At 71.5% G+C, this 21,775-nt stretch carries 12 protein-coding genes and 1 tRNA gene; 4 read left to right on the forward strand and 9 right to left on the reverse strand.

Features of this window, described 5'->3' with window-relative positions:
* The first annotated feature begins 33 nt into the window (after nt 1-33).
* From ABT147_RS27375 to ABT147_RS27390, 4 genes are all read left to right on the forward strand, one after another.
* Complete coding sequence (locus ABT147_RS27375) at nt 34-10,278, forward strand: non-ribosomal peptide synthetase/type I polyketide synthase (protein WP_351410775.1); 10,245 nt, start codon at nt 34-36, stop codon at nt 10,276-10,278.
* Nucleotides 10,268-11,455, forward strand: coding sequence for a cytochrome P450 (locus ABT147_RS27380; RefSeq protein ID WP_351410778.1), 1,188 nt, complete (start codon nt 10,268-10,270; stop codon nt 11,453-11,455). The genes ABT147_RS27375 and ABT147_RS27380 overlap by 11 nt, the downstream gene beginning before the upstream one ends.
* Nucleotides 11,456-11,619: 164 nt before the next feature.
* Nucleotides 11,620-13,335 (forward strand): phytoene desaturase family protein, encoded by a 1,716-nt coding sequence (locus ABT147_RS27385; protein ID WP_351410780.1) that lies wholly within the window; start codon nt 11,620-11,622, stop codon nt 13,333-13,335.
* Nucleotides 13,332-14,390, forward strand: coding sequence for an MDR family NADP-dependent oxidoreductase (locus ABT147_RS27390; protein WP_351410782.1), 1,059 nt, complete (start codon nt 13,332-13,334; stop codon nt 14,388-14,390). The genes ABT147_RS27385 and ABT147_RS27390 overlap by 4 nt, the downstream gene beginning before the upstream one ends.
* Before the next feature lie 21 nt (nt 14,391-14,411).
* On the opposite strand, the gene ABT147_RS27395 is transcribed toward ABT147_RS27390, so the two are convergent.
* The 9 genes from ABT147_RS27395 to ABT147_RS27435 form a co-directional block, all read right to left on the reverse strand.
* Nucleotides 14,412-15,599 (reverse strand): ABC transporter ATP-binding protein, encoded by a 1,188-nt coding sequence (locus tag ABT147_RS27395; RefSeq protein WP_351410784.1) that lies wholly within the window; start codon nt 15,597-15,599, stop codon nt 14,412-14,414.
* 26 nt (nt 15,600-15,625) lie between these two features.
* Nucleotides 15,626-16,459 carry a carbohydrate ABC transporter permease gene (locus ABT147_RS27400; RefSeq protein ID WP_351410786.1) on the reverse strand — a complete coding sequence of 278 codons (834 nt, stop codon included), beginning with the start codon at nt 16,457-16,459 and terminating at the stop codon, nt 15,626-15,628.
* The gene (locus ABT147_RS27405; protein WP_351410788.1) at nt 16,459-17,394 is read right to left on the reverse strand and encodes a carbohydrate ABC transporter permease; all 936 of its coding nucleotides are present in this window, start codon (nt 17,392-17,394) and stop codon (nt 16,459-16,461) included. Before ABT147_RS27405 ends, ABT147_RS27400 begins: the two co-directional genes overlap by 1 nt.
* Complete coding sequence (locus tag ABT147_RS27410; protein WP_351410790.1) at nt 17,391-18,665, reverse strand: ABC transporter substrate-binding protein; 1,275 nt, start codon at nt 18,663-18,665, stop codon at nt 17,391-17,393. Before ABT147_RS27410 ends, ABT147_RS27405 begins: the two co-directional genes overlap by 4 nt.
* A gap of 208 nt (nt 18,666-18,873) precedes the next feature.
* A tRNA-Pro gene (locus ABT147_RS27415) sits at nt 18,874-18,947 on the reverse strand.
* A 110-nt stretch (nt 18,948-19,057) separates the two neighbouring features.
* Nucleotides 19,058-19,417, reverse strand: coding sequence for an MmcQ/YjbR family DNA-binding protein (locus ABT147_RS27420; RefSeq protein WP_351410792.1), 360 nt, complete (start codon nt 19,415-19,417; stop codon nt 19,058-19,060).
* A gap of 30 nt (nt 19,418-19,447) precedes the next feature.
* Nucleotides 19,448-19,915: a GNAT family N-acetyltransferase gene (locus tag ABT147_RS27425; RefSeq protein WP_351410902.1), complete on the reverse strand. Its 468-nt coding sequence runs from the start codon at nt 19,913-19,915 to the stop codon at nt 19,448-19,450.
* A 224-nt stretch (nt 19,916-20,139) separates the two neighbouring features.
* Nucleotides 20,140-20,721 (reverse strand): helix-turn-helix domain-containing protein, encoded by a 582-nt coding sequence (locus ABT147_RS27430; RefSeq protein ID WP_351410904.1) that lies wholly within the window; start codon nt 20,719-20,721, stop codon nt 20,140-20,142.
* Between the two features lie 91 nt (nt 20,722-20,812).
* The gene (locus ABT147_RS27435) at nt 20,813-21,721 is read right to left on the reverse strand and encodes a LysR family transcriptional regulator (protein WP_351410794.1); all 909 of its coding nucleotides are present in this window, start codon (nt 21,719-21,721) and stop codon (nt 20,813-20,815) included.
* Nucleotides 21,722-21,775 lie beyond the last annotated feature (54 nt).

The raw sequence follows: 21,775 nt of genomic DNA on the forward strand, positions 1-21,775 counted from the left end.
CGCGCGCGAACGCAGCGTCCCAAGGACTCGCCCATGACGGATTCATGCCTCGGCACCTTCCCGGACCCCTCGCACCGAGCGCCCTCGCACCGGGCTCCCTCGCATCAGGGTCCGTCTCACCCGGGCCCGGCGCGCCCGGCCCCGTCCAGGAGCGTCGCCCTCCGCGACGGCTCCCCCGCCTCCGATCCCGAAGATCCCTCTACTCCCTCCGGTCCCGCCAATCTTGTCGATCGTGTCGATCCTGGCGGCCCGTCGCGCGCCGACGCTTCCGACACCGGGCGGGAGAAGATCGCGATCATCGGGATCGGCTGCCGTCTGCCCGGCGGGGCCTGCGACCACCGCACGTTCTGGGCCAACCTGGTCGACGGCAAGGACTGCATCACACCGACCCCGCCCAGCCGTTACGACGTGGCCACCCTGGGCAGCCGGGACAAGGCCAAGCCGGGCCGGCTGGTCGGCGGCCGGGGCGGATACATCGACGGCTTCGACGAGTTCGACCCCGCCTTCTTCGGCATCAGCGGGCGCGAGGCCGACCACATGGACCCGCAGCAGCGGAAACTGCTGGAGGTGACCTGGGAGGCGCTGGAGGACGGCGGGCAGAAACCGGCCGAGCTGGCGGGCCGTGAAGTCGGCGTCTACATCGGCGCGTTCACCCTGGACTACAAGATCGTCCAGTTCTCCGACCTGTCCTTCGAGACGCTGGCCGCCCACACCGCCACCGGCACCATGATGACGATGGTGTCGAACCGCATCTCGCACTGCTTCGACTTCCGCGGCCCCAGCGTCTCCATCGACACCGCCTGCTCCTCCTCCCTGGTCGCCGTCCACCTCGCCGCACAGAGCCTGCTGCGCGGCGAGACCGACCTCGCGCTGGCCGGCGGCACCCTGCTGCACATCGCGCCGCAGTACACCATCGCCGAGACCAAGGGCGGTTTCCTCTCCCCACAGGGCCGCTCCCGCGCCTTCGACGCGTCCGCCGACGGCTATGTCCGCGCCGAGGGCGTCGCGGTGGTCGCCCTGAAACGGCTCTCCGACGCCGTCCGCGACGGCGACCCGGTGCACGCCGTCGTCATCGGCAGCGGCGTCAACCAGGACGGCCGTACCAACGGCATCACCGTGCCCAACCCGGACGCCCAGGTCGCCCTGATCGAGCGGGTCTGCGCCGAGGCCGGGGTCGTCCCCGGCAGCCTCCAGTACGTGGAGGCGCACGGCACCTCCACCCCGGTCGGCGACCCGATCGAGGCGAACGCGCTGGCCCGTGCCCTGGCGGTCGGGCGACGGCCGGGCGACCGGTGCTACGTCGGCTCGGTCAAGACCAACATCGGGCACACCGAGTCGGCGGCCGGCCTCGCCGGGCTGATCAAGTCCGCGCTTGCGCTGAAGCACCGGCTGATCCCGCCGCACATCAACCTGGAGCGGCTCAACCCCGCGATCGACGCGGCCACCCTGCCGTACGAGATCCCCACCGAGCCCACGCCCTGGCCCGCGTACCGGGGACCCGCCAGGGCCGGCGTCAACTCCTTCGGCTTCGGCGGCACCAACGCCCACGTACTGCTGGAGGCCGCGCCGGAGCAGGAGTGGGAGAAGGAGAGGGAGAGGGAGACCAGGCCGGATTCGGTGCCTGCCGTGGCGTGCGTCGAGGGCGGTGGGGCCGAGGAGAGTCACGGGGCTGTGGGGAGCCATGGGGCTGTGGGGAGCGGCGGAACCGTGGCGAGCGGTGGGGCCGACGAAGGCCAGGGTGCCGCTGACAGCGGTGGGACCGAGGAAGCCCATGCGACCGCAGGGGGCGGTGCAGCCGCAGGGGACGGCGGGCCCGAAGGCCACACCCGGCCCGAAGGCCACACCCGGGCCGAAGGGCACGGCAGCGCCGAAGTGGACGCCGGGCCCGAAGGAAACGCCGGGGACGCAGGTGCCGAAGGAGACACCGGCGCCAAAGAGGACACCGGGCCCGAAGGAAACGGCCGCGCCAAAGCCGGCGCCCCGCCCGAACGCGGCGCCCAGCAGCCAGTCTGGACGGTGCTTCCGCTAAGCGCCCGCGAAGCCGCCGCCCTGCCCGAGGTGGCCGCCGGTGTCCAGGCGGAGCTGGCCGGGGTTCGGGGCGGCTCCCCGGCCCGACCCGCCGACCTCGGCCACACCCTGGCCCATCGCCGCCAGCACCACGGCGCCCGGCTCTCGGTCGTCTACGACTCGCGCGGCGCCGCCGCCCGGGCCTCGCTGGACGAGGCGCTCACCGCGTATCTGCGCGGCGAACCGCACCCCCGCGTGCTCACCGACCACCGCCTCGAACCCCGTTATCGGCGGCCGGTCTGGGTCTTCACCGGCATGGGCCCGCAGTGGTGGGCGATGGGCCGCCGGCTCTTCGCCACGGAGCCGGTCTACCGGGAGGCCGTCGAGCGCTGCGCCGAGCACATCGCCGAGCTGACCGACTGGTCGCTGACCGAGGAACTCGCCGCCGACGAGGCGCACTCCCGAATGGCCGAGACCTGGCTCGCCCAGCCCGCCAACTTCGCCGTCCAGGTCGGACTGGCCGCCCTCTGGCGCAGCCGCGGGGTCCACCCCGACGCCGTCGTGGGCCACTCCACCGGCGAGGTGGCCGCCTTCCACGAGGCCGGTGTCTACGACCTGGCCGACGCGGTCAAGGTGGTGGTCCACCGCAGCCGGCTCCAGCAGCGGCTGGCCGGCACGGGCGGCATGCTCGCCGTCGCGCTCACCGAGGCCGAGGCGGTCCGTCGGCTCCGCCCGTACGGCGACGCCGTCTCGGTGGCCGCCGTCAACAGCCCCAGCTCGCTCACCCTCGCCGGGGACGTGGCCGTACTGTCCGAGCTGGCCGCCGTACTCACCGCCGAGCAGGTCTTCTCCCGACCGCTGGCCGTCGAAGTGCCGTACCACAGCTCCCGGATGGAGCTGATCAAGGACGAGCTGCTGGAGTCGCTCGCCGATCTCAAGGCACGTCCGGCCGTGGTGCCGCTGTATCTCACGGGGCGTGAGGGCACCGCGCACGGCACCGAACTGGACGCCGGCTACTGGTGGCACAACGTCCGGGACACCGTCCGCTTCCGGCAGGCGGCGGAGCGGCTGGCCGACGACGGGTACCGCCTGTTCCTGGAGATCGGCCCGCACCCGGTGCTCGGCCGGTCGATCGTCGAGACGGTCGAGTCCCGAACCGCCCACCCGACCGGCGCCGCCCGTCCCAGTGAGGCGCGGCCCGCTGACACACGGCCCGCTGACACACGGCCAGTTGACGCCCGCCCCGGAGGGACCGGTCTCCCCTCGGTACGCACACTGCCCTCGATCCGTCGCCAGGAGGACGAACAGGCCACGTTCACCGCGTCGTTGGCCGCCCTGCACAACCTCGGGGTCGAGATCGACTGGTCGGTGCTCCAGCCCGCCGGGCGGGTGATCCCGCTGCCGCGTCACCCGTTCCGGCGGGACCGGCACTGGGTCGAGCCGAGGCCGGTCGCACAGGTCCGGCGGGGCCTGGTGGACCACCCGCTGCTCGGTCGCCGGCTGCCCGGCGCCGAACCTGCCTGGGAGGCACGCTGGGACGCCGAGGCCCTGCCGTACCTGGAGGACCACCGGATCCAGGGCACCGTGGTCTTCCCCGCCGCCGGCTTCCTGGAGATGGCCGTCCAGGCGGTCCGCACGCTGACCGGCGGCACCGACGCCGCGCTGGCGGGCATCGAGCTGCGCAAGGCGCTGTTCCTGCCCGACGGGGAGAGCCGACCCGTCCAGCTCACCCTGTCCACCGAGAACGGCGGCTTCACCGTGGCCACTCCCGCCGGGGAGGGGGCCGAGCGGACCGTACATGTCGTCGGCACCGTACGGCCCGGCCAGCGCCGCCGCCCCGCCCGGCCGCTGGACACCGCGGCGATCCGCGAACGGGCCGCCCGCCGACTGCCCGGCCCGGACTGCTACGCGGAACTGGCCGCGCTCGGCTACCACTACGGCCCGGCGTTCCAAGGCATCGAGGACGTCTGGATCGGCGCAGGCGAGGCGCTGGCCAGGGTCCGCCCGACGGAGGCGATCGCCGGCCGGGGCGCGGACCACCAGGTGCACCCGGTGATGATGGACGCCTTCTTCCAGACCTTGCTGACGCCTCAACTGTCGGCACCGGACCCCGGCGACACCGCTCTCCGGCCCCGCACCGCTATCCGACCCAGCTCCGGCATCCGGCTGCCGGTCGCCATCGACGAGGTACGGCTGGACGCGGTCGGCGACCGGCCGCTCTGGGTGCACGCCACCGTCGTCCGGGACACCGGCGCCGAACTGGTCGGCGACCTCGCGGTGTACGACGAGGAGGGCGTGCCGCTCGGCGGGATCATCGGCTTCCGTGCCGCCGACGTCGAGCGGGCCGCCACCGCCGTCGGCCCGGCGACCATCGACGGCTGGCTCGCCGAGCCGGTCTGGACGGAACTGCCGGACATCCCCGAGCCGACGGCCCGACACCCCGACGACTGGCTGCTGCTCGCCGACCGGCAGGGCGTCGCGGAGGCGCTGGCCGAGCGGATCGCCGCGCGCGGCGGCAGCAGTCTGCTGGTCCTGCCGGGCACCGGATACCGACCCGCCGAGGGCGACCGCCCGGCCGTAGTCGACCCCGGCTCCCCCACCGACCTCACCCGACTACTGGCCGACCGCCGGGCCTCCGGCGCACCCGACCCGGCCGCCGTGGTCCACCTGTGGAACCTCGACCACCCGAACCTGACGACCACCGCCCACACCGACGCGTACGACCACACGGGCCCGGCCGACGGCAGCACCACGCCCCGCCACCCCAACACCGCCCACACCACCCCGCCCACCCACGTCCCCACCCCCACCACAGTCACCTACAGCCTCATCCCCCTCGCCACCCTGCTCGCGGACGAACTCCCCGGCTGTCGGCTGCACATCGTCACCCGGTCCGCGCAGGCCACCACCGACGGTGAGCCGGTGGAACCGCTCGGGGCGCCCGCCTGGGGAATCGGCCGAGTGCTGCGTCACCAGGAGCTGCCCGGTCACCCCGGCAAGCTGGTCGACCTCGGCCCGGCCGGGCGAACCGGGCACGCCGGGGACGCCGCCGGCGAGGCGACCGCGTTGCTGCGCGAGTTCGCGCTCGCCGACGAGGACGAGATCGCGCTGCGCCCGGGCCGCAGGCTCACCTGCCGGCTGCGCCCGGCCGAGGGGCTGAGCCGACCGCTGCCGCCCAGCCTGCGCCCGGACGCCGCGTATCTGGTGACCGGTGCCTTCGGCGCGCTCGGCCGGCTGCTCTGCCGGACCCTGGTCCGGCGCGGCGCCCGGCGGCTGATCCTGGTCGGCCGGAGCCCGTTGCCGCCGCGCGAACGGTGGCGCGACCTCGACCCGGCCGGACCGGAAGGACGACGCACGGCCTTCCTGCGCGAGCTGGAGGCGCTCGGCGCCGAGCCGGTCCCGGTGACGCTGGACATCACCGACGAGTCCGCGCTCGCCGCCTGGCTGGCCGCCCACCGGCGCCTGGACCGGCCGCCGATCCGCGGGGTCTTCCATCTGGCCGGGCAGGTCCGCGACACCCTGGTGGGCGATCTGGACCGGGAGACCTTCGACGCGGTGCACGACCCCAAGGTGCTCGGCGCCCTCGCCCTGCACCGGCAGCTGGCCGCCGAACCCCTCGACCACTTCGTGCTCTTCGCCTCGATCGCCTCCCTGCTGACCACCGCGGGGCAGACCAACTACGCCGCGGGAAACGCCTTCCTGGACGCGCTGGCCCACCACCGCCGGGCACTCGGCCTCCCCGCACTCAGCCTCGACTGGGGCCCCTGGGCCACCGGAATGATCGAGGAACTGGGGCTCATCGACCACTACCGGAACAGCCGGGGCATGAGCTCGCTGGCCCCGGGGACCGGGATGGCCGTACTGGAACGGGTGCTCGGGCAGGACCGGGCCCAGCTGCTGGTCGCCACCGTGGTGGACTGGCCGGTCTTCCTCTCCTGGTACCCGGCCCCGCCGGCGCTGGTCGCCGACCTGGCCGCGACCGCCGGTGAGGCGGCCCCCGCGACCGAGCGGACCGGTCTGCTGGAGACACTGCGGGCGGCCGGGGAGACGGAGCGCCACGCGCTGCTCACCGAGGTGTTCACCACGCTGGTCGCCACCGTGCTCCGTGTGCCGGCCGAGCAGGTCGACCCGAGCGCCGGGCTCGGCGGCATCGGCCTGGACTCCCTGCTCGCGATGGAACTGCGGGCCCGCCTCACCACCGAACTCGGCACCACCCTCCCGGTGGTGGCGCTGCTGAGCAATGAGCCGGTGGCCGACCTGGTCACCCAACTGCACGCGTCGCTAGCCGAGTTGCTCGACGAGGAGGAGGCCGACCCGGGCGGGGCCGAGGTCGAACGGTACGAGGACGAGACGGCGTACCCGCTGACGCAGAACCAGAAGGCGCTCTGGTTCCTCAAGCAGCTCAACCCGGACGGCTTCGCCTACAACATCGGCGGCGCGGTCGAGGTCCGGGTGGAGCTGGAACCCGAGCTGATGGCCGTCGCGTTCCGGACCATGGTCGAACGGCACCCCAGTCTGCGGGCCAACTTCGTGCTGGACGGCGGCCGGGCGGTGCAGCGGATCTCCGCCGAGGCGGAGCCGGACTTCGGGGTCCTCGACGTCGAGCACCTGGAGTGGGACGAGATCCACGCGCTGATCGTCCGGGAGTACCGCAGGCCCTACGACCTGGAGCGCGACCCGCTGGTACGGTTCCGGCTGTTCCGGCGCGGCCCCGCCCGTTGGGTGATCATGAAGGCCGTCCATCACATCGTCTCGGACGCGATCTCCACCTTCACCTTCATCGAGGAACTGCTCGCGGTCTACGAGGGACTGCGGCGGGGCCGGGCGCCCGAACTGCCCCCCGTCACCGCGCGCTACCTGGACTTCCTCAACCGGCAGACCGAGTTCCTGGCCGGGCGCGAGGCGTCCAGGATGCTCGACTACTGGCGCTCGCACCTGCCGGCCGAGGTGCCGACCCTCAATCTGCCCCTCGACAAGCCGCGCCCGGCGGTGCAGACCCACAACGGGGCCTCCGAGTTCTTCGTCCTGGACGAGGAACTCAGCGCCCGGGTCCACGCACTGGCCCGCGAGCACAACGTCACCGTCTTCATGGTGCTGCTCAGCGCCTACTACCTGCTGCTGCACGCCTACTCGGGCCAGGACGACATCATCGTCGGCAGTCCGGTGACCGGCCGGACCGACGAGCGGTTCGCCGGTGTCTACGGCTACTTCGTCAACCCGCTGCCCCTGCATGTCTCGCTGGCCGGCGAGCCGACCGTGGCGGAGCTGCTGGACCGGGTGCGGACCACCGTACTGGGCGGGCTGGACCACCAGGAGTACCCGTTCGTGCTGCTGGTGGAGAAGCTCGGGCTGCAGCACGACCCGAGCCGCTCGGCGGTGTTCCAGGCGATGTTCATCCTGCTCCACCACAAGGTCGCCACCGAGAAGTACGGCTATCGCCTGGAGTACATCGAACTGCCCGAGGAGGAGGGGCAGTTCGACCTCACCCTGTCCGCGTACGAGGACGAGTCGGAGCGCCGGTTCCACTGCGTCCTGAAGTACAACACCGACCTCTTCCGGCCGGAGACCATGACGCGGCTGGCCGGTCATTACGTCAACCTGCTGGCGGGGCTGACCACGGCCGGCCCGGAGCGCGCGGCGACCGGCCTGGAGCTGCTCGGGCGCGAGGAACGGGCCCTGGTGCTCGGCGGCTGGAGCGGCGCGGACCGGCGGGTGCCGTACGGGGAACCGGTGCACGAGCTGATCCTGCGGGCGGCGGCCACCGACCCGGCGGCGCTCGCGGTGGCGATGCCGGCCGGGTCCGGCCCGACCGCCCGGCTCAGCTACGGCGAGCTGGCCGAGCGTTCGCGGCGGGCCGCCGCCCGGCTGCGGGCCCTGGGCGCCGGGCCCGGCACGGTGGTGGCACTCTGCCTGGAGAAGTCGCCGGAGCTGATCGTCACCCTGCTCGCGGTGCTCCGCACCGGCGCCGCCTACCTGCCGCTCGACCCCGGCGACCCACCCGACCGGCTGGCGTACCTGATCGAACACGCGGGCGCCGGCCTCCTGATCACCGAGGACCGGACCCGTCCCGGGCAGCTACCGGCCCGACTGATCACCCCCGCCGAACTCGGCGCGGTCGAGTGCACCGCGCCCGAACTCGACGCGGGCGAACTCAGCACGGCGGACGGCGAGTTCACCCACGAACCCGACGAACCAGACGAACCCGTGGCCCTGGACGCCCCGGCCTACGTCATCTACACCTCCGGATCCTCCGGCCGCCCCAAGGCCGTCCGGGTCGCCCACGGCAACCTGTCCTCGGCCTACCACGCCTGGCGCGCCGAGTACCGGCTGGACACCGACGCCAGGGTCCACCTCCAGATGGCCGGTCCCTCCTTCGACGTCTTCACCGGGGACGTCGTGCGCGCGCTCTGCTCGGGCGGGACCCTGCTGCTGGTCGGCCGGGAGGTGCTGTTCGACACCGCCCGGCTCCACGAGGTGATGCTGAGCGAGCGGGTGGACGCCGCCGAGTTCGTCCCGGCGGTGGCCCGGCTTCTGGTTGAGCACTGCGAACAGGCGGGGCTGCGGCTGGATTTCATGCGGTTGCTGGTGGTCGGCTCGGACCTGTGGAAGGTCGAGGAGTACGAGCGGCTGCGCGCCCTCTGCGGACCCCGGACCAGGCTGGTCAACTCGTACGGTCTCACCGAGGCCACGATCGACAGCGCGTACTTCGAGGGGCCGGTGGACGGGCTGGAGCCCAGCCGGACGGTGCCGATCGGGCGGCCGTTCCCGAACAGCGCCTGCTATCTGCTCGATCCGCACGGCCGTCCGGTCCCGCCCGGTGTCACCGGCGAGCTGTGGATCGGCGGCTCCGGGGTGGCGCTCGGCTACGTGGCCGACGAGGAGCGGACCGCCCGCCGGTTCGCCGCCCTGCCGCTGGGCGGCGCCGACGGCACCGAACCGGTCCGGCTCTACCGCACCGGCGACCTCGCCCGCTGGGACGCGGACGGCGGGCTGCATCTGCTCGGCCGGGCCGACGCGCAGATCAAGGTGCGCGGCCACCGGATCGAGCCGGGAGAGATCGAGAGCCGGCTCGCCGAGTGGCCCGAGCTGCGGCGGGCGGTGGTCACCGTCCGTACCGACCACGGTGGCGAGAACGTGCTCTGCGCCTACTGCGTACCGGCCCCCGGCCGGACCCTCGACCGGCGCGAACTCCGCCGCCGGCTGGCCGGCTCGCTGCCGACCTTCATGATCCCGACGCACTTCACCGAGGTGCCCGAGCTGCCGCTCACCGCCAACGGCAAGGTGGACCTCGCCGCGCTGCCCGCCCCCACGGCGGACACCGCGCAGCGGACCGCCGAGCCACCCGCCACGCTCTACGAGATCCGGATGGCCGAGCACTGGCGGGCCCTGCTGGGCATCGAGAAACCCGGGCTCCAGCACGACTTCTTCGAGTGCGGCGGTTCCTCGATCAGGCTGATCGAGCTGATCCACGGCCTCCAGGCCGAGTTCAACATCACCGTCCCGGTCAGCCGGCTGTTCGAGATCACCACCCTGCACGGGATGGCCCGGACCGTCGAGCACATCATCACGGGCCGGATCGAGGGCGGCCGACCGTACCTCTGGTTCAACCGGGAGCAGGGGCGGACCCTCTTCTGCTTCCCGCCGGCCGGCGGCCACGGTCTGGTCTACCGGCGGTTCGCGGCGCATCTGCCGGAGTACCGGCTGGTCGCCTTCAACCATGTGCCGGGGGACGACAAGGTCGACCGGTACGCGGACCTGGTCGAGTCGCTCCAGCCGGAGGGGCCGTACGCCCTGCTCGGCTACTCCCTCGGCGGCAACCTCGCGTTCGAGGTCACCAAGGAGCTGGAGCGGCGCGGCCGGACGGTCTCCCATGTGGTGATCGTCGACTCGCATCGCATCCCGGAGTCCTTCGACCTCGCCGACGAGCACATGGAGGCGTTCGAACGCGAGCTGGCCGACCATCTCGGCCGTCACACCGGCTCGGCCGTGGTCGCCGAGGAGACCCGCGCACAGGCCCGGGACTACCTGCGGTTCTGCGGCAGGACACCCAACGTCGGGGTGGTCACCGCCGTGATCGGGGTGATCGCCGACGCCGAGAAGGTGACCCTCCACGAGCCCGGCCGGCCCGGCGCCTGGCACGGCAGTTCGGCCACCCGGACGGCGGTCGTCCAGGGTTCCGGCACCCACGCAGAGATGCTCGACCCCGAGTTCATCGCCCACAACGCCGGCCTCACCCGGTCGATCCTCGACGGAGCCCCCCATGCGTCCTGAGAACGCCCTGCCCTACCCCTTCGCACCGAACGGACTTGAACTCCACCCCGTCTACGCCGAGTTGCGTGAGCGGCCGCCGGCCCGGATCCGGATGCCGTACGGCGACGGCGCCTGGCTGGTCACCCGGTACGAGGACGTCCGGGCGGTGCTGGCCGACCCCCGGTTCAGCCTGGCCGCCGCGATGGGCCGGGACCAGCCGAGGATGCGGCCCGTGGCCCGTACCGGCGCCGGTCTGTTCTCCACCGAGCCGCCCGAGCACACCCGGCTCCGCTCTCTGGTGGCCCGGGAGTTCGGCGCCCGCAGGGTCGAGCGGCTGCGTACCCGGGCCGTGGAACTGGCCGACGAACTGCTCGACGGGATGATCGCGGCGGGCCGACCGGCCGATCTGGTCGAGGACTTCGCCATCCCGATGCCGACCACCATCATCTGCGAGGTGCTCGGGCTGCCCGCCAAGGACCACCGGATGCTCTGGCACTGGGCCGAGACGGTCCTCTCCGCCATCACCCCGGGCGAGGTGCTCGCCGCCGAGGGCCTGGCGTTCATGGACTACATGGCGGGCGTGCTGGAGCTGCGCGGTCGCGAGCCGGGCGACGATCTGCTCACCACCCTGGTCCGGGCCTGCCGTGAGCAGGGCCTGATCAGTGAGGAGGAGCTGCTCTCGATCGCCTGCGACCTGCTGATCGCCGGCTTCGTCTCCACCACCAACCAGATCGGCAACTTCTTCCATCAACTGCTCTTCAAACCCGAGGAGTTGGTCCGCCTGAGGGAGCGGCCTGAGCTGATCCCGAAGGCCGTCGAGGAGCTGATGCGGTACGTGCCGCTGCTCACCGGTTTCAGCCTGCCCCGGTACGCGACCGCCGACGTCGGGCTGGGCGGGGTCACCGTCCGGGCCGGTGAGGCGGTGATGATCGCCACCGCCGCCGCCAACCGCGATCCGGCGGTCTTCCGGGACCCGGAGCGCCTCGTCCTGGACCGCCCGGTCAACCCGCACATCGGCTTCGGGCACGGCGTGCACTACTGCGTCGGCGCCCATCTGGCCCGGCTGGAGCTCCAGGTGGCGATCGAACGGGTCCTGGCCCGGCTGCCGGGCCTGCGGCCGGCCGTCCCCGAGCACGAACTGCGCTGGAAGGAGGACGCGATGGTCAACGGCCTCCAGGCGCTCCCGGTCACCTGGTGAGCGGGGGCCCGGACCACCGCTCGTACGACAACCGAGGACGACGCGAGACCAGAAGGGCGAGGGAATTGGCGCGACGGAACGACGCTGCCCACCGAAGCACTGATCGCCGAAGTACCGATCACGGAAGTACTGATCGCCGAAGCGCCGGCCGCCGACGAGAAACGATGATCATCATCGGCGGCGGTCTCGGCGGTCTGTCCACCGGGTGCTACGCCCGGATGAACGGCTACCGGACCCATGTCTTCGAGATGCACGAGATCCCCGGCGGCTCCTGCACCGGCTGGGACCGCAGCGACTTCACCTTCGACTGGTGCGTCAGCTGGCTGCTCGGCAACGGTCCGGGCAACGAGATGTACCAGATCTGGCTCGAACTGGGCGCGCTCCAGGGCAAGGAGATGCGGCACTTCGACGTGTTCAACATCGTCCGGGGCAGGGACGGCCGAGCGGTCCGCTTCTACTCCGACCCGGACCGGCTGGAGGCGCATCTGCTCGGGATCTCGCCGTCCGACGCCGCGCCGATCCGTGAGTTCTGCGCCGGTGTGCGGACCTTCCGCAAGGCGCTGGCGGTCTACCCGTTCCTCAAACCGGTCGGGCTGATGGGCCGCCTGGAGCGGTGGCGGATGATGGCGTCGTTCGTCCCGTACTTCAACACGGTCCGCAAGTCGATCGCCGTCCTGATGACGGACTACGCGCAGCGGTTCCGCGACCCGCTGCTGCGCGAGGCGTTCAACTTCATCCTCTACGAGAAGCATCCGGCCTTCCCGGTGCTGCCGTTCTACTTCCAGCTGGCCTCGCACGCCAACCGGGCGGCCGGTGTGCCCGAGGGCGGTTCGCTCGGGCTGGCCCGCTCGGTCGAGGAGCGGTACCGGGGGCTCGGCGGTGAGATCACGTACAACGCCAAGGTCGAGGAGATCCTGGTCGAGCGGGACCGCGCGGTGGGCGTACGACTCAGCGACGGCCGGGAGCACCGCGCGGACATCGTGGTCTCCGCGGCCGACGGCCACACCACGGTGATGAAGCTGCTCAAGGGCCAGTACCTGAACGACACCTACCGCAGGCTCTACACCTCGCTGATCGACCAGCCCGGCCAGCTGTCACCGGGGTACGTGTCCCTCTTCCTGGGCCTGCGCAAGCCGTTCCCCGAGGGCGACCCGTGCACCACGTATCTGCTGACGGAACGGCAGGCGAGCGAGCTGACCGGGATCCGCTGCCCGTCCATGAACGTGCAGTTCCGCACCCGGCACTATCCGGAGCTGGCGCCGCGCGGGTCCACCGTGGTGTTCGCGACGTACTTCTCCGACATCGGCCCCTGGCGGGAGCTGCACCAGGGGCCGGAGCAGTCCTCCCGGGTGCGGCGCGGGCAGGAGCTGCACACCCTGCCGGTCCGGCACGGCAAGGAGTATCTGACGGCGAAACGGCGGGTCCGCGGCGGCATCGTCTCCTTTCTGGACGAGCGGTTCCCCGGCTTCGCGGACGCGGTGGCCGTCGCCGATGTCTCGACCCCGCTCACCCAGGTCCGCTACACAGGCGTCCACGACGGCGCCTTCCCGGGCTGGAACCCGTTCGTGGAAGGCGCGGAGACGCTGGAGGAGGAGATCAGGCGGAGCGGCCCGGTGCTGCCGGGACTCTCCGACTTCTATCTCTCCGGGGTCTGGGCGACCATCGGCGGCCTGATCCGCGCGGCGGCCGCCGGACGGCATGTCACGCAGTTCATCTGCCGGGACGACGGCCTGGAGTTCACCGCCGACATCGACCGGAGCGCGCCACCGCCGACCCATCGGGTCATCCCGGTCGGCGAACCGTCGCGGCGGCCCCGGCCGTCCGGCGGGGACGGCGACGCCTCGGGCACGACGACCATCGAGACGGGAGCCCTGACATGAGGATCGAGAAATGGGTCGTCCGCGAGCACCTGGGCGGGGTGCCGGACGTCGACCGCGTCTACGAGAAGGCGGTCGAGGAGGTCGAGATCGACCTCCGCCCGGACGAGATGCTGTTCCGGACGCGGTACGTCTCGGTCGACCCGTACCAGAACGGGCTGGCGCTGGAGACGCCGGTCGGGCACCACATGGGCGCGGACTCGATCATGGAGGTGCTGGAGGCGGGCCCGGAGGCCGCGTTCCAGGTCGGCGACCTGGTCCAGGGCTTCGGCGGCTGGCGCAGCCACGTCGTGCACAACGGCGCCGAGGAGTTGTGGCGGACCGGTGCCTTCCCGATGGTCTTCCCGGCCTATCGCCGGCTCGACCCGAGCCGGTACGACGAGCGGCTGCCGCTCTCCACCGCGCTCGGCATCATGGGCGCGCCCGGGATGACCGCCTGGGGCACACTCACCACGTTCCTGGCCGTACGCCCCGGGGACACCGTGGTGATCAGCGGCGCGTCCGGCTCGATCGGCACCCTGGTGGGCCAGTTGGCGAGGCGCGCGGGCGCCGGCCGGGTGGTGGGCACCACCTCCTCACCGGGCAAGGCCGGCTATCTGCGCGGGCTCGGCTTCGACAAGGTGGTGCTCTACGACCGGGCCGACGACGCGGAGAAGGTCCGGCAGGAGCTGCTTCTCGCCGCCCCCGACGGGGTCGACCGGTACTTCGACAACCTGGGCGGGACCCTCACCGACGCGGTGTTCACCATGCTCAACGTGGACAGCCGGGTGGCCGTCTGCTGGCAGTGGGCGACCACGGTGAACGGCGAGCTGACCGGCCCCCGGCTGCTGCCGTACATCATGTTCCCGCGCACCACGATCCGTGGGATCTTCGCCCAGGAGTGGTTCACGGAGCCGCTGTTGGCGCGGATGCACGAGGAGCTGGGCGGGCTGGTCCGGAGCGGGGAGATCCGCTACGACCAGACCGTGCACCACGGCTTCGACGCGATCCCGCACGCGTACCGGACCCTCTATCTGGACCGGGAGGGGAACCGGGGCAAGGTGCTGGTCGAGGTCTGAGCGGTCTCCGGTGGCGCGTCGTCAGTCGGCCCGTAGCGGATGGGTGAGGTTCGCTCCGGTCGCCGGGTCGAACACATGGGCCTTGCCCATGTCGACCCGCAGTTCCACGGGTTCGCCCTCGCGGGCCCGGCTGGCGGCGTCCAGGCGGGCCACGATGTGATGGGTGTCGGCGCCGGTGTCGCGCAGGCCCGAGTCCTTGGCGAGCTCCTCCAGTTCGGTGGTCGTCGCGGGCCCGCCCTCCGCGGTGAAGTAGACGTACACATCGGAGCCCAGCGACTCCAGTACCTCCACGGTGGGGGTGAAGACGGGACCCGTCCGGCCCTGGTCGTGCGCCAGGGCCACATCCCCGAACGCCTCGGGTCGCAGCCCGACGATGACCTCGCGGGGCGCGTTCTGGCGTTCCAGCGCCTGCCTCGTACGGTCGTCGAGGGTCAGGTCGCCCAGGGGCGAGCGCAGGGCGCCCTCCTCCAGGGTGGCGTTGAGGAAGTTCATCGCCGGGGAGCCGATGAAGCCGGCGACGAAGATGTTGCGCGGCAGGTCGTACAGCTCGGCGGGGGTGCCGATCTGCTGGACCAGGCCCTGTCGCATGACCACGACCCGGTCGCCGAGCGTCATCGCCTCGGTCTGGTCGTGGGTGACGTACACGGTGGTGGTGCCGAGGCGGCGCTGCAACCGGGAGATCTGGGTGCGCATCTGCACCCGGAGCTTGGCGTCCAGGTTGGACAGCGGCTCGTCCATCAGGAACGCCTTGGGATCACGGACGATCGCCCGCCCCATGGCCACCCGCTGGCGCTGGCCGCCCGAGAGGTTGGCGGGCTTGCGGTCCAGGTGCTCGGTCAGGTCGAGGACGCGGGCGGCGTCCGTCACCTTGGCGTCGATGGTGGCCTTGTCCACCTTGGCCAGCCGCAGCGGGAAGCCCATGTTCTCCCGGACGTTCATGTGCGGGTAGAGGGCATAGCTCTGGAACACCATGGCGACGTCGCGTTCCTTGGGAGCGAGGTCGTTGACGACCCGGCCGCCGATGCGCAGGGTGCCCTCGGTGATGTCCTCGAGCCCGGCGATCATGTTCAGGGTGGTGGACTTGCCGCATCCGGACGGACCGACCAGGATCACGAACTCGCCGTCGGCGATGTCGAGGTCCACGTCCTTCACGGCGAGGGCCCCGTCGGGGAAACGCTTGGTGACTCCCTCGAGGATGATCTCGGCCATGGGTGGTGCCTCCTTGCCTTCCCCGTTCAGCCCTTGACTGCCCCGGAGGTCAGTCCGGCGACGATGCGCCGCTGGAAGAACAGGACGAAAACGATGATCGGGATGGTGATGACCACAGCGGCGGCGGCGATCGACCCGGTGGGCTGTTGGAACTGGGAGCTCCCGGTGAAGAACGCGATCGCGGCGGGCACCGTGCGCGCGGACTCGGTGGACGTCAGCGAGATCGCGAACAGGAAGTCGTTCCAGCAGAAGATGAACACGAGGATGGCCGTGGTGAAGACTCCCGGCGCGGCCAGCGGCACGATGACCAGCCGGAACGCCTGCGCGGGCGTCGCCCCGTCGACCTTGGCGGCCTTCTCCAGATCCCAGGGGATCTCCCGGAAGAAGGCCGACAGGGTGTAGATCGCGAGCGGCAGCGAGAAGGTCATGTACGGGATGATCAGCCCGATCCAGGTGTCGAAGATCCCGATGATCCGCTCGATGTTGAACAGCGGTGACACCAGGGAGATCGGCGGGAACATGGCGATCAGCAGGGACATACCGATGAGCACCCGCTTGCCGGGGAAGCGGAGCCTCGCCACCGCGTAGGCGGCCATGGTGCCCAGCGCCACCGCGATCACCGTGGCGATCAGGGCGATACCGATCGAGTTGATCAGCGCACGGGTGAACTCGGCGGTCTCGAAGATGCCCCGGTAGTTCTCCCAGGTCCAGTCCGTGGGGATGTAGTTGCCGTCGGTCAGGGTGGCGGGGTCCTTGAACGACAGCGCGGCGATCCACCACACGGGGAACAGCGCGTACAGCACCACCACGACGTTGATGACACCCCAGCGGGCGGCGTGCGACTTCCCGACCGCGGCCATCAGCGCTTCACCTCCGCGCCGGGCGCCGCCGTGCCGAACAGTTTGACGAAGGTGAAGGCGATGATCCCGACGCAGAGGAAGATCAGGACCGAGATCGCCGACCCGATGCCCAGGTTCAGCGCGGTGAACAGGTTGTCGTACCCGAGGATCGACAGGGAGCCGGTGTTCTGGGCGCCCGCGGTCAGGATGTAGATGTTGTCGAAGATCCGGAACGCGTCCAGGGTGCGGAAGAGCAGGGCCACCAGGATGGCCGGTTTCATCAGCGGCAGCATGACCTTGGTGAAGCGCTGCCAGGCGGTGCCGCCGTCCACCATGGCCGCCTTCAGGGTCTCCTCGGGGACCAGCGCGAGGCCCGCGAGCAGCAGCAGTGCCATGAACGGCGTCGTCTTCCACACCTCGGCGAGGATGATCAGCCAGAGGGCGGGCCACTGTTCGGTCAGCGGGGCCTCTCCGCTGGGCAGCAGTTCGGCGAGGTATCCAAGATCCGGGGTCCAGGCGTACTGCCAGGAGAAGGCGGCGACCACGGTGACGATCCCGTACGGGACGAGGACCGAGGTGCGGACGACGCCGCGCCAGAAGATCGTGCGGTGCATCACCAGGGCGAGCCCCATTCCGAGGACCAGTTCGATCGTCACGGACACGGCGGTGATGAACAGCGTGACCCAGAAGGCGTCCCACCAGAACGGGGAGGACAGCACCGCCCCGTAGTTGCTCAGGCCCACGAACTCGGCCCGTCCGGGAAAGCGCAGGTCGTATCGCTGGAGGGAGAGATAGACGGCGTACCCGATGGGGTAGGCGGTCACGGCGATCATGACGACGACGGCGGGTGCGCAGAGCAGCCAGCCGAGCCGCCGCTCCTGTCTGGCGCCGGCCGAGAGCGCCGCCCGGTCCGGCTCCGTCGGTTCCTTCTGCTCCGCTTGCTCCGTCTGGTTCACGGGATCACACCCTCGGATCGCAGGGCATCGTCGATCTGGTCCCTGATGGTGTCGACCGAGCTCACCGGCTCGATCCCGGACGGCGGGGACAGCGTGTGGGAGACCGCGATCGACACGTTCTGGTAGACCGGCGTGATCGGGCGCACGCTCGCCGACTCCAGGGCGGCCAGCACGTCCTTGGAGAAGGGGTACTCCTTCATGAACGCGGGCTCGTCGTACAGGGCGCGCAGGGTGGGCGGCAGGCCGCCTTCGAGCGCGGCGGTGAGCTGGTTCTCCCGGTTGCGCAGACACAGCGCCGCCTCGAAGGCCAGGCCGGGGTGGCGCGAGTAGGCGCTCACCGCCAGGTCGATGCCGCCGATGGTGGGCCGGGCCGGACGGTTCGCGTCGACGCGGGGGTACGGCGCCCAGCGGAAGTTCTTGAACAGTGCCGGGTTGTTCGCCTTCATCGACGGATAGACGAACGGGTAGTTGAGCTCGAACGCCGCCGTCCCCGACTCCATGGCGAGCCGGTTCTGGTCCTCCATCTGGTTGGGCAGGGAGGGGTCCGCGGCCGGGGACTTCGCCAGGTCACGCATGATCTCGGCGGCCCGCACCGCGGGAGGCCCGAGGGAGGGCTCGGTCGCGCTCGCGTTGAGGATGGAGCCGCCCGCGCTGTTGATGAGGGTGTTGAACCAGACGGTCAGGCCCTCGTACTGCGCGCCCTGGATCTCCACGAAGTGCGGTTTGCCGTCCCGGGCGAGGGCTTCGGCCATGTCCAGCATCTCGGCCCAGGTCCTGGGCGGGGTGGGCACCAGGTCCTTGCGGTACCACAGGAGCTGGGTGTTGGTGTTGTACGGGACGGCGTAGAGCCTGTCCTTCCAGGTCGAGGTCTGCAGCGGTACGCGCAGGGTGCCCTCGACGGCCTGCCGCTTGGCCTCGCCCGTCCATTCCCGGATCCAGCGCGCCTCGGCGAACTCCGCGGCCCAGGTGACGTCCAGGCCCAGGATGTCGAGCGAGTCGTCCTCGGCGGCGAGTCTGCGGACCATCTGCTGACGCTGGCCGTCGGCCGCGCGCGGGAGCTTGTTGTAGCTGATCCGGTAGCGGCCGCCCGACGCCTGGCTGCACCGGTCGGCCGCCTTCTGCAGCGCACCGGAGTCGTCGGGGAAGTTGTACCAGTTGAGCGTGGGCCTACCGGAGTCGTCGTCACCGCCACACCCGGCGAGCGCCGACGCCAGCAAGGGCAGTACGGCGAACGCCCGCAGCCATCGCGTCCCTCGGGGACTCGCGTGCACGCGCTCCACACCTCGTTTCCGGACGGTGGGACGGGAGTCGAACCAACAGCGTTTCTCTCCCGGCGAACACTAAAGACCGCATAAAGGAACATCAAGGACATATCGCATCGAATCACCCATCGGAGGGTCACCCCCGAGAATGACGAAGAGGTCATTCCCGGTTACCCGGAAATGACCTCCGACCTGCTACGACCTGCTACTTCGCAAGTCGGGACGACAGGATTTGAACCTGCGACCCCTTGACCCCCAGTCAAGTGCGCTACCAAGCTGCGCCACGTCCCGTTGCCCGTCTGACCTGGTGTTTCCCCTGGTTGAACGCGCACGGAAACAATACCGCACTCGGGCCAGTGGTCGCGCACCCGTTTATCGGGGGTGGAGGGTCACGGGCCGGGTCAGTCGGCCGCCGGGAGCCCCAACTCCGGGTAGGAGTCGAGGAGTCGGGTCGGGGCCGCCTGGCGCCAGGAGTCGGCGAGGATGTCGCGCAGCTCCGGCTCGCCCTCCAGGGCGGACAGCCGCACCCGCACCCAGGCGAAGCCCGCCTCGTGGTCGGCGATCCAGAACTTGTCGGGCTCGGCGAGCACCAGCTCGTCGCGCTCCTCCTTGGGGCAGCGCACGGCCATCGACGTCTCGTCCTCGGGCAAGGTCGCGAACATCTTTCCCGCCACCCGGAAGGTGGGCATGTTCCAGGCGACCTGCTCCGTGGTGTCGGGCAGGGAGAGGGCGGCACGGCGTACGTCTTCTGCGTCGGACATGAAACGCACGGTAGCGCCGACCACTGACAATCATCCGCCGGTTCGGTCACCCACCTGCTTGTAGTAAAGAGACGTCGGCCGCAGCGTCCCCTGCGGGTCGGCCGCGTAGTCCGGGATCGTCCCGATCCGGGTCCATCCGGCGGCGCCGTAGAGGCGCTCGGCCGGGCTGTCGGTCTCGGTGTCCAGGTGGAGCAGGGTGACGCCCGCGTCGGCTGCGGCCCGCTCGGCGGTCGCGAGGAGCGCCCGGCCGAGGCCCTGTCCACGGCCGTCCCGGTGGACCATCAGTTTGACGAGCTCGGCCCGGTGGCGGCTGTTCGGCTTGTCCGGGAAGGCCAGGCTGACGGTGCCGGCCACCCGGTCGCCGTCGCGAGCCACCCAGACAGCGAGCCCACCGGCCGCCACCGCGTCGACGCGTTCATGCCACCAGGCGACGGCCACCGCCCGGTCGAGCGGCGCGAGGAAGCCGATCGAGGCACCGCCGTTCACGGTGTCGACCATCAGATCCGCCAACTCCCCGACCAGGGAACGGAGTTCCGGGCCGTCGGGCCGGGAGATCACGGCCCCGGACGCGGGCGAGGACGCGGACACAGGCGAGGTCCCGGGCGCGGGCGCGGACACAGGCGAGGCCCCGGGCGCGGGCGCGGACGAAGGCGCGGGCACGGACCCCGCCACGGACTCGGGGCGGGATCGGGGATCGGTCATGGATTCGGTCATGGATTCGCTCACGGCTTCACCACCACCAGCGCGTACCGCGCGTCCTCGGGCCCCGGGCACCGGAACCGCGTCGCGCCCCACACCCGCATCCGCAGACAGTCCCCGGCCGCCAACCGGTGCTCGACCTCCCGGTCGGTGACGTGGAGGGTGCCGTCCAGGACCCAGAGGTGCTGTTCGAGGCCGGGTACGGACGGCCCGTCGTAGGCGAGGTCCGCGCCCGCCGTGAGCCGTCCCTCGACGAGTTCGCCACGCAGCCCGGCCGCCGGCGGTGACACGGAACGCCGTACGAATCCGGAGGCCGGGTCCTCCCAGACGGCCTGCTCCCCCGCGCGCACGACGGGGACCGGCTCGGACTCGACCTCGCTGAGCAGCTGGGACATCGTCCTGCCGTACACCCGGCAGAGACGGTTCAGCAAGGCGGCCGTGGGGCTGGTCTCCGCGCGCTCGGCCCGGGAGAGGGTCGAACGGCTCGCACCGCTGCGGTCCGCCAACTCCCCCAGGGACCAGCCGTGTTCGGCCCGCAGCTCGCCGAGGCGGGCGGCCAGACGGAGGTCGACGGAATCCAGTACGGAATCCAGTACGGAATCCAGTGCTGTCACTTCTTCGGCCACTTCTTCGGCGTCTCCCACATCCGGGATGCTATCCCGAATACGGGACGCACTCCCTACGGTGTGCGCCGGCTCACTCCGCCGCCTCCCCCAGCGCCTCCAGCGCGTCCAGCACCGGCCGGATCAGCGGATGCCCCTCCGCGCCCCGGCGTACGGCGGCGAAGACGCGGCGCGTGGGGGCCACGCCGTCGACGGGGCGTACGACCACGCCCGTGAGGTCCGTGCCGCGCAGCGCCGAGCGGGGTACGAGGGCGACGCCCGCGTCGGCGGAGGCGAGGGCGACGACGGCGCGGAAGTCGTCGGAGGAGTGTTCGAGGCGGGGCTGGAAGCCGGCGTTCTCGCAGGCCAGGACGACCACGTCATGGCAGGGGTTGCCGGGGTAGGGGCCGATCCAGGGGTCCTTGGCCAGTTCGGCGAGCGGCACCTCGGCGGCGTCGGCCAGACGGTGGGTGACCGGGACGACCGCGTCGAAGGGCTCGGCGTACAGGGAGACGTGGGTCAGGCGGGGGTCGTCGGCGGCCGGGGCGCCCCGGTACTCGACGGCGACGGCGATGTCGACCTGCCGGTCCAGGACCATCGGGAGGCTGGCGTCGCCCTCGGCGTCCTGGACGCGGAGACGGATGCCGGGCGCGGACCGTGCGAGGCGGGCCAGCGCGGGCGCGACGACCTGGGCGATACCGGTGGCGAAGGAGGCGACCGTGACGGTGCCGGCCGCGCCCGAGCTGTACGCGGCCAGTTCCGCCGCCGCCTGCTCCAGCTGGGCGAGGACCGCGTGGGTGTGGCCGAGGAGGATCTCGCCGGCCGGGGTGAGCCGTACGCCCTTGGCGCCGCGCTCGACCAGACGGTGGCCCGTCTCCTGCTCCAGGGCGGTCAGCTGCTGGGAGACGGCGGACGGGGTGAGATAGAGCGCGGCGGCAGCCGCCGTCACCGTGCGGTGGTCGGCCACCGCACGGAGGATGTGGAGCCGCCGCGCCTCGATCATGTGACCGATTCTCTCAAATGCGCGCTTTCCCTGACCGGGGCGGGCTCGGACGAT

Source organism: Streptomyces sp. NPDC001868, assembly GCF_040297125.1.
GTDB lineage: Bacteria > Actinomycetota > Actinomycetes > Streptomycetales > Streptomycetaceae > Streptomyces.

Bases quoted from the DNA above. Each gene is read 5' to 3' on its own strand.
- ABT147_RS27375 (WP_351410775.1), top strand. From the start codon at position 34: ATGACGGATTCATGCCTCGGCACCTTCCCGGACCCCTCGCACCGAGCG.
- ABT147_RS27380 (WP_351410778.1), top strand. From the start codon at position 10,268: ATGCGTCCTGAGAACGCCCTGCCCTACCCCTTCGCACCGAACGGACTT.
- ABT147_RS27385 (WP_351410780.1), top strand. From the start codon at position 11,620: ATGATCATCATCGGCGGCGGTCTCGGCGGTCTGTCCACCGGGTGCTAC.
- ABT147_RS27390 (WP_351410782.1), top strand. From the start codon at position 13,332: ATGAGGATCGAGAAATGGGTCGTCCGCGAGCACCTGGGCGGGGTGCCG.
- ABT147_RS27395 (WP_351410784.1), bottom strand. From the start codon at position 15,599: ATGGCCGAGATCATCCTCGAGGGAGTCACCAAGCGTTTCCCCGACGGG.
- ABT147_RS27400 (WP_351410786.1), bottom strand. From the start codon at position 16,459: ATGGCCGCGGTCGGGAAGTCGCACGCCGCCCGCTGGGGTGTCATCAAC.
- ABT147_RS27420 (WP_351410792.1), bottom strand. From the start codon at position 19,417: ATGTCCGACGCAGAAGACGTACGCCGTGCCGCCCTCTCCCTGCCCGAC.
- ABT147_RS27425 (WP_351410902.1), bottom strand. From the start codon at position 19,915: ATGGTCGACACCGTGAACGGCGGTGCCTCGATCGGCTTCCTCGCGCCG.
- ABT147_RS27435 (WP_351410794.1), bottom strand. From the start codon at position 21,721: ATGATCGAGGCGCGGCGGCTCCACATCCTCCGTGCGGTGGCCGACCAC.